The sequence below is a fragment of the Streptomyces phaeofaciens genome (assembly GCF_014648915.1).
Lineage (GTDB): Bacteria > Actinomycetota > Actinomycetes > Streptomycetales > Streptomycetaceae > Streptomyces > Streptomyces phaeofaciens.
In genome coordinates, this window is record NZ_BMSA01000073.1 from 1 (window position 1) to 9,480 (window position 9,480).

2 protein-coding genes are annotated in these 9,480 nt (G+C 75.3%); both read right to left on the bottom strand.

The features are described 5' to 3' along the window. Positions 1–1,811, bottom strand: a 1,811-nt coding sequence (locus IE275_RS45340) for a type I polyketide synthase (RefSeq protein ID WP_229871438.1), incomplete at its 3' end; no start/stop codon positions are given. A 25-nt stretch (positions 1,812–1,836) separates the two neighbouring features. Then, a partial coding sequence (locus IE275_RS45345; protein WP_189718559.1) for a type I polyketide synthase occupies positions 1,837–9,480 on the bottom strand: 7,644 nt, incomplete at its 5' end.

Here is a 9,480-nt window from a genome sequence, read left to right on the forward strand (position 1 = left end):
AGATCCCCGAACCGCGCACACACCGCGTCGAAGGCCTCGGCGAACACCGGGAAGGACTCGTACAACTCCCGGCCCATGCCGACCCGTTGCGACCCCTGCCCGGTGAACAGGAAGGCTGTCAGGCCGTCCCCGGCGACCTCACCCCGTCGCAGGGTGGGGGTATCGCGGTCCTCGGCCAGTGCTGTCAGGCCGGTCAGGAGTTCCTCGCGGTCGGTGCCGATCAGCGCGGCACGGTGGTCCAGTGCCGTGCGGGAGGTCGCCAGGGACAGGGCGAGGTCGCCCGGCTTCTGTTCCGGACGGGCCCGTACGTGCTCGGCCAGGCGGGCGGCCTGTGCGCGGAGCGCAGCCCGGGTGCGGCCGGACAGCACCCACGGCACGGTGGGCGAGGTCACGGCCGTGACCGGTTCCTCGGCCGGGGCGCTCTGCGGCGCCTGCTCGATGATCGTGTGCGCGTTGGTGCCGCTGATCCCGAACGACGACACCGCCGCCCTGCGCGGCCGGTCCGCCGAAGGCCACTCCTGTGCCTCCGTGAGCAGTTCCACCGCGCCCGTGGACCAGTCGACCTGGGGTGAGGGCTCGTTCACGTGCAGGGTGCGCGGCAGGTGGCCGTGCCGCATCGCGAGCACCATCTTGATGACACCCGCGACGCCGGCGGCGGCCTGGGTGTGGCCGATGTTGGACTTCACCGAGCCCAGCCACAGGGGCTGTTCGCCGTCGCGGCCCTGGCCGTAGGTGGCGAGCAGGGCGTGGGCCTCGATGGGGTCGCCCAGGCGGGTGCCGGTGCCGTGGGCCTCCACCACGTCGACGTCGGTGGCCGAGAGCCGGGCGTTGGCGAGGGCCTGGCGGATCACGCGCTGCTGGGAGGGGCCGTTCGGGGCCGTGAGGCCGTTGGACGCGCCGTCCTGGTTCACGGCCGAGCCCCGGATCACCGCGAGGACCGGGTGGCCGTTGCGCTGTGCGTCCGACAGCCGTTCCAGGAGGAGCATGCCGACGCCCTCGGCCATGCCCATGCCGTCCGCGTCGGCGGAGAAGGCCTTGCAGCGGCCGTCCTGGGCCAGGCCGCGCTGGCGGCTGAACTCGACCAGCGGGCCGGGGGTCGCCATCACGGCGACACCGCCGGCCAGGGCGAGGGTGCACTCACCGGACCGCAGGGCCTGGGCGGCCAGGTGGAGCGCGACGAGCGACGAGGAGCAGGCCGTGTCGACGGTGACCGCCGGGCCTTCCAGGCCGAGCGCGTAGGCGACGCGGCCGGACAGGACGCTGGTCGCGCTGCCGGTGAGCAGGTGTCCCTCGACCCCCTCGGCCGGTTCGTGGAGCCGGGGGCCGTAGTACTGATGGCTGGCGCCGGCGAAGACGCCGGTGCGGGTGCCCTTGAGTGCGCGGGGGTCGAGGCCGGCCCGCTCCAGCGCCTCCCAGGAGGTCTCCAGGACCAGGCGCTGCTGCGGGTCCATGGCGAGCGCCTCGCGCGGGCTGATGCCGAACAGTGCGGGGTCGAAGTCCCCGGCGTCGTGCAGGAAGCCGCCCTCGCGGACGTAGGTGGTGCCGGAGGTCTCCGGGTCGGGGTCGTAGAGCCCGTCGAGGTCCCAGCCGCGGTCGGTGGGCAGTCCGGAGATGCCGTCGCCGCCGGTGGTCACCAGCCGCCAGAGGTCCTCGGGCGAGCCGACGCCGCCGGGGTAGCGGCAGGCCATGCCGACGACGGCGACCGGCTCGTGGGCGGCCGCGGCGAGTTCGCGGTTCTGCTGTCGCAGGCGCTCGGTCTCCTTGAGGGACGCCCGGAGCGCTTCGACGACCTTGTCGGTGGTTGCGGTCATGTTGTGCCTCACACTTCGGGCGTCGTCAGGAGTCGGGGTTGTCGAGCGCGAGCTGGATGAGCCCCTCGACGTCCAGCAGGTCGATCGCGCCGGCCTCGGCCTGCGGCTCCGGCCGTGCCGGCTCGTCGGCGGCGGGGCCGTCGGCGAGTCTCAGCAGGGCGTCCAGCAGTCCGGCCTCCTGGAGCCGGGCGAGCGGGATGGAGGTGAGGACGCGTCTGGTCTCCGCCTCGTCGGCGGGGACGTCCGCCGGTTCGGGTTCCGTGTCGGGGCCGAGGATCTGTTCGCGCAGGAACTCCGCGAGCACGGCCGGGGTCGGATGGTCGAACACGGCGGTGACGGGGATCCGCAGCCCGGTGGCCTCGTTGAGCCGGTTGCGCAGTTCCACCGAGGTCAGCGAGTCGAAGCCGACGTCCTTGAACGGCCTGCCCACCTCGACGGTCTCCGCGCCGCCGCGGCCGAGGACGGTCGCCACCTCGCCGCGCACCAGGTCCACCAGGGCCCGCTTGCGCTGGGACGCGGTGAGCCCGGTGAGTCGTCGGCGCCACCGCGCGGTGCCGTCCTCGTCGGTGTCCTTCGTCCCGGCGGCGGCCAGCAGTTCGCGGACCTCGGGCACGCCGCTCAGCAGCGGGCTGGGGCGGGCCGCGGTGAAGGCGGTGGCGAACCGTTCCCAGTCGACGTCCGCGACCACCGGGTAGGTCTCGTCCCGGTCCAGGACGTGTTGCAGCGCCTCGATCGCCAGCCGGGGCGGCAGCAGCGGCAGCCCGCGCCGGTCGAGGGTGTCCCCGGCGATGTGGTCGGCGACCATGCCGCGTTCGGCCCACGGCCCCCAGGCCACCGAGGTGGCCGCGAGTCCGCGGGCCCGGCGGTGCTGGGCGAGCGCGTCCAGGTAGGCGTTGGCGGCGGAGTAGGCGGCGTGCTCGGCGCTGCCCCAGACACCCGCGATGGACGAGAACAGGACGAACGCGTCGAGCGGGTGGTCGTGGAGCAGTTCGTCGAGGTGGGCCGCGCCGCGGACCTTGGCGCGGGCCACCTCGGCCAGTTCGGCGTGGTCGAGGGTGTCCAGGGTGGCCAGCCGGTTGACGCCCGCGGTGTGGAAGACCGCGGTGAGCGGGTGCTCGCGCTGGATCTCGGGCAGCAGGGCGGCGAGCGCGTCCCGGTCGGCCACGTCGCAGGCCACCGTCGTCACCCGGGCGCCGAGTGCGGTCAGTTCGGCCTCGAGCGTGCCGGCGTCCGGGGCGGCGGGTCCGGCCCGGCCCGCCAGGACCACGTGGTCCGCGCCGCCCCGGGCCAGCAGGCGGGCGACCTGGCCGCCGAGCGCGCCGGTGCCGCCGGTGACCAGTACGGTGCCGCGGGGCCGCCAGGTGCGGCCTTCGGCCGGGGTGGCGGCGGGCACGGGTACGAGTCGGCAGCCGAGGACGCCGGAGGCGCGCAGGGCCAGCTGGTCCTCGTCGCCGGGGTCGGCGAGCAGGCCGCGCAGCCGGGTGCGGGCGGCGGCGTCGATGCGTTCCGGCAGGTCCACGAGACCGCCCCAGCGCCTGGGGTGTTCGAGTCCGGCCACCCGTCCCAGGCCCCAGGTCAGCGCCTGGAGCGGGCCGGCCACCGGGTCGTCTCCGTCCGTCCCCACGGCGCCGCGGGTGGCGCACCACAGCGGGGCGCCGGCCCCGAGGTCGCCGAGCGCCTGGATCAGGGTCAGGTTGAGCACCTGGCCGAGGGGCAGTTCGGGGTGGGCGGGGTGCGCGGTCTCGTCCAGGGCGAGCAGGGACAGGATGCCGTCGACCCCGTCGGACATCTCGCGCAGGCGTGCGGCGAGGGCCGTGCGGTCGGTGTCGTCGGCGGTCACCGGGACCCGGAGGGTGCGGGCCGCCAGGTCGGCCAGGTCGTCGGCCGTCCGTCGCGCCGCCGGTGCCGGCGGGACCAGCAGCAGCCAGGTGCCGGACGGGGTGTGCGGGGCCGGTTCGGGCAGCGGCTGCCAGTCGATCCGGTGGCGCCAGCCGTCCAGGGTGCCGAGGTCGTGGCTGCGGCGCCGCCACGAGGAGAGGACGGGCAGGGCGGCGCCCAGCTTGGAGCGGTCGTCCGCCGCGCCGACGCGCAGGGCTTCCGCCAGCGCCGTCAGGTCCTCCTGTTCGACGGCCGCCCAGAAGCGTTCCTCCGTCGGGTCGGCGGCGCGGACCGCCGGGGCGGCGGGCGTGGGCCAGAACCGCTCCCGCTGGAAGGCGTACGTCGGCAGGTCCACCCGGAGCGGGTGCGGGCCCTGCGCGCGGGGCGCGCCGGTTCCGGGCCCGTCCGTGCCGCCGTCACCGAGCGGCGCGGCCCGGTCCGCGCCCGGGTCGCCGAGCACGGCCGCCCAGTCGACGCGGGTGCCCCGGGTGTGGGCCTCGCCGAGCGAGGTGAGGAAGCGGTCCGCTCCGCCCTGGTCGCGGCGCAGGGAGCCCACCACGGTGCCGTCGAGCACCGGCTCGTCGCCCGCGTCGAGGGTCTCCTGGACGGCCATGGACAGCACGGGGTGCGGGCTGATCTCGACGAACACCCGGTGGCCCTCGTCGAGCAGGGTGCGGAGGGTCGGCGCGAACTGCACGGTCTGCCGCAGGTTGGTGTACCAGTACTCCGCGTCCAGGCCCGTGGTGTCGAGGCGTTCGCCGGTGACCGTGGAGTGGAACGGCACCCGGGAGGCGGCCGGCGTGATCGGGGCCAGGAGCTCCAGGAGTTCCGCGCGGATGGACTCGACCTGCGGCGAGTGCGAGGCGTAGTCCACCGGGATCCGGCGGGCCCGGATCCCGGCGGCGGTCAGTTCGGCGTGCAGCCCGTCGAGCGCCTCGGGATCGCCGGAGAGCACCACGGAAGAGGGCCCGTTGAGCGCGGCGACGGCGAGCCGGTCGGCCCACGGGGCCAGCCAGGGGCCGAGTTCGGCCTCGGGCAGCGCGACGGACATCATGCCGCCGTGTCCGGCGAGCGCGACCAGCGCCCGGCTGCGCAGGGCGACGACACGCGCCGCGTCCGGCAGGGTGAGGGCGCCGGCCACGCAGGCGGCGGCGATCTCGCCCTGGGAGTGTCCGATCACGGCGTCGGGGTGCACTCCGCAGGCGCGCCAGAGCGCGGCGAGCGAGACCATGACCGCGAACAGCACCGGCTGGACGACGTCGACGCGGTCGAGCGACGGTGCGCCGTCCGTCTCGCCGAGCACGTCGAGCAACGACCAGTCGACGTGCGGGGCGAGGGCGTCCTGGCAGGCCAGCAGCTGTTCCCGGAAGACGTCCGAGGACGCCATGAGGTCGCGGGCCATCCCGGCCCACTGGGCGCCCTGGCCGGGGAAGACGAAGACGACCCTGCCGCCGGGTCCGGCGGTGCCCCGGACCAGGCCGGGGGCGCTCTCGCCCACGGCGAGGGCCCGCAGCCCGTCCAGGAGGTCGTCCCGGTGCCGGGCGACGACCGCCGCCCGGTGTTCCAGGGCGGTCCGGCCGGTGTACAGGGCGTGCGCCACGTCCGTGACGGCGGGGGCGGGCTCGGTGCGCATCCGGGCCAGCAGACGGGCCGCCTGGTCGCGCAGGGCCGCGTCGGTCGCGCCGGACACCAGCCAGGCGGTGGGCCGGTCCTGCGGCGCTCCCGTCGGCTCGGGGGCCGGCGTGGGGTGCGGGGCGGCAGGTGCCTGTTCGAGGATCACGTGGGCGTTGGTGCCGCTGACGCCGAAGGAGGAGACGCCGGCGCGGCGGGGCCGTTCGGCCGCCGGCCACGGTGTGTGGCCGGTCAGCAGTGCCACCGCCCCCGACGACCAGTCCACATGCGGCGACGGCTCGTCCACGTGCAGCGTGCGCGGCAGCTCACCGTGCCGCATCGCCAACACCATCTTGATCACACCCGCCACACCCGCGGCAGCCTGCGTATGACCGATGTTCGACTTCACCGACCCCAGCCACAGAGGCCGGCCACCGTCACGATCCTGGCCGTACGTGGCCAGCAACGCCTGCGCCTCGATCGGATCACCCAGCGTCGTACCCGTACCGTGCGCCTCGACCACATCCACCTCGGACGCCGACAACCGCGCGTTCACCAACGCCTGCCGGATCACCCGCTGCTGCGACGGACCGTTCGGCGCCGTCAGACCATTGGACGCACCGTCCTGGTTCACCGCACTGCCCCGCAGCACCGCCAGCACCGGATGCCCATTGCGCTCCGCATCCGACAACCGCTCCACCAGCAGCATGCCCACACCCTCACCCCAGCCCGTCCCGTCCGCGGAGGAGGAGAACGCCTTGCAGCGGCCGTCCTCGGACAGTCCGCGCTGGCGGGAGAACTCGATGAAGAGCCCCGGGGTCGACAGCACCGTCACACCGCCGGCCAGGGCCATGGAGCACTCGCCGGACCGCAGGGCCTGCGCCGCGAGGTGCAGGGCGACCAGCGAGGACGAACAGGCGGTGTCCACCGTCACGGCCGGGCCCTCGAAGCCGAAGGTGTAGGAGACCCGGCCGGAGAGCACGCTGCCCGCGTTGCCGGTGCCGATGTAGCCCTCGGCGGCGTCCGAGGAGGCGCCGGACAGGACGCCGTAGTCCTGGTTGCTGATGCCGGCGAACACACCGGTCCGGCTGCCCTTCAGCGAGACCGGGTCGATGCCGGCCCGTTCGAGGACCTCCCAGGAGGTCTCCAGGAGCAGCCGCTGCTGCGGGTCCATGGCCAGCGCCTCGCGCGGGCTGATGCCGAAGAAGCCGGCGTCGAAGTCGGCCGCGTCGTGGAGGAAGCCGCCGGCCCGGGTGTACGAGGTGCCCTGGTGGTCGGGGTCCGGGTGGTACAGCCGTTCCAGGTCCCAGCCGCGGTCGGTGGGGAAGCCGGAGATCGCGTCCCCGCCGCCGGTGACCAGCTCCCACAGCTCCTCGGGGGACGTCACCCCGCCGGGGAAACGGCAGGCCATGCCCACGATGGCGATCGGTTCCGTGTCCACGCCGGTGGCGACGGCGGCGTACGGCACCGGCTCGGCGGCCGTCGAACCGGCCAGCTCCGCCACCAGGAACCGGGCGAGCGCGGCCGGGGTCGGGTAGTCGAAGACCGAGGTGGCGGGCAGCCGGAGGCCGGTGACCTGACCGAGCCGGTTGCGCAGCTGGACGGCGGCCAGCGAGTCGAAGCCGGCCTCCTTGAACGCCTTGTCGGCCGGGACGGCGGTCGCCGAGGCGTGCCCGAGGACGAGGGCGACCTGGTCGCGCACCAGCGACAGCAGTGCCGCCTCCCGTTCTTCCGTGGGCAGCGCGGCGATCCGCTGCCGCCATTCCTCGGAGCTGCCGGACGCCGCCCGGTCCGTGCCGGTGACGTGCTCGCGGGCCTCGGGCAGGTCCGCCAGCAGGGCGCTCGGGCGCTCCGCGGTGAACACGCCGGTGAACCGGGTCCAGTCGATGTCCGCGACGACGGTCAGCGCCGCCCCGCTCTCCACGGCTCGGCGCAGTGCCTCGACGGCCGGCTCGCGGTCCATCGGGGCCAGGCCGAGGCGGCGCAGCCGGTCGTCGTCGGAGTCTGCGCCGGAGGCCATGCCCGCGCCGGCCCAGGGGCCCCACGCGATCGAGGTCGCGGGCAGTCCGTCGGCCCTGCGCCGCTCGGCCAGCGCGTCCAGATACGCGTTGGCCGCCGCGTAGTTGGCCTGGCCCGCGTTGCCCAGCGTGCCGGCGACCGAGGAGAACAGCACGAACGCGGACAGCTTCAGATCCGCCGTCAGTTCGTGAAGGGTGCGGGCCGCGTCCGCCTTGGACCGCAGGACCTCGGCGAACCGCTGCGGCGACTGTCCGTCCAGCACACCGTCGTCGAGCACACCGGCCGCGTGGACGACGGCGGTGAGCGGCTGCTCGTCCGGCACCGAGGCCAGCAGGGCGGCCAGCGCGTCCCGGTCGGCGGCGTCGCAGGCGGCGACGGTCACCTCGGTGCCGAGCGCGGCCAGTTCGTCCCGCAGGGCGGCGGCGCCCTCGGCGGCCATGCCCCGTCGGCTGGTCAGCAGCAGCCGGGCGGCCCCCTGCCGCGCGAGCCAGCGCGCGACCTCGGCGCCCAGGGCGCCCGTTCCGCCGGTCACCAGCACGGTCCCGGCGACCTGCCAGGGCTCGGCGGCCGTCGCCCGAGCGGCCCGGTTCAGCCGTCGTACGAACACCCCGGCGCGGCGGATCGCCAACTGGTCCTCGTCCGCGTGGCCCGCCAGCACGGCGGTCAGCCGGGCCACGGACCGCTCGTCCGGTGTCTCGGGCAGGTCCACGAGACCGCCCCAGCGGTCCGGGTGCTCCAGGCCGGCCACCCGGCCCAGCCCCCAGATCAGCGCCTGCTCCGGATGGGCCGGACGGTCCGACCGGCCCACCGACACGGCCCCGGTCGTCAGGCACCACAGCGGTGCCTGTACCCCGGCGTCGCCCAGCGCCTGCACCAGCGCGAGCGTCCCGGCCAGGCCGGACGGCACGGCCGGCACGCGTACGTTCGGTTCCTCGGCCCGCGCCAGCAGCGACACCACGCCGGTCACCGGGCCGTCGGCCTCGGCGACCAGGGCGGCGATCCGCTCGGCGAGCACGGCACGCTCGGCCTGGTCGGCGCCGACCACCACCGGCAGCACCCGTGCGCCGCGCGAGGTCAGCGCCGGCCCGCATCGGACGGTCCACGGGTCGCCCTCGCCGTCCTCCGGCAGCGCCACGAGCCAGGTGCCCGACAGCACCGGCTCCGGTACGTCCGCGACCGTCCGCCAGCCGATCCGGTACCGCCAGGAGTCCGCCGCGTTCCGGCTGCGGTGCCGCCTGCGCCAGGAGGCGAGTGCCGGGAGCACCGCGTCGAGCGAGTCCTGCCCGACCTCCAGGGTCTCGGCCACGGTCGCCGCGTCGGCACGCTCCACCGCGTCCCAGAACGCGGCGTCCGTCCCGTCCGCGGGTTCCGCGCCGGCCGGGGCGTCCGGCCAGTACCGCTCGCGCTGGAAGGCGTAGGTCGGCAGGTCCACGGCACGCGCGTCCCGGCCCGCGAAGAACGCCGCCCAGTCCACCGGGACGCCCCGCACGTGCGCCTCGGCGAGCGCCGAGGTCAACGCGAGACTTTCGGCGCGCTCACGGCGCAGCGCGGGCACGAGCACGGCCGTGGACCCCTCGGGCAGACACTCCTGCCCCATCGCCGACAGCACACCGTCCGGGCCGAGTTCGACGAACGTCGTCACCCCGTCCTCGGCGAGCGTCCGCACCCCGTCGGCGAAGCGGACCGCCTCACGGACATGGCGGACCCAGTACTCCGGATCACACAGCTCGGCGGCCGTCGCCAACACGCCCGTCAGATTCGACACAACCGGGATGCTCGGGGACTCGTACGACAGGCTCTCGGCCACCGCGCGGAACTCCGCGAGCATCGGTTCCATACGGTGGGAATGGAACGCGTGCGAGACCGTGAGCCGCTTGGTCCTACGGCCCTCGAAGGCGGCCGCGACCGCGAGAACCGGCTCCTCGTCACCCGAAATCACCGTGGAAGACGGTCCGTTGAGCGCGGCGATCGACACCCCGTCGACCAGGGCGGCCGTCACCTCGGCCTCGGTGGCCTGCACGGCCACCATCGCGCCGCCCTCGGGCAGCGCCTCCATCAGGCGGCCGCGGGCCGCCACGAGCGCGCAGGCGTCGTCCAGCGAGAGGACGCCCGCCACATGCGCCGCCGACAGCTCACCGATCGAGTGCCCCGCCAGGAAGTC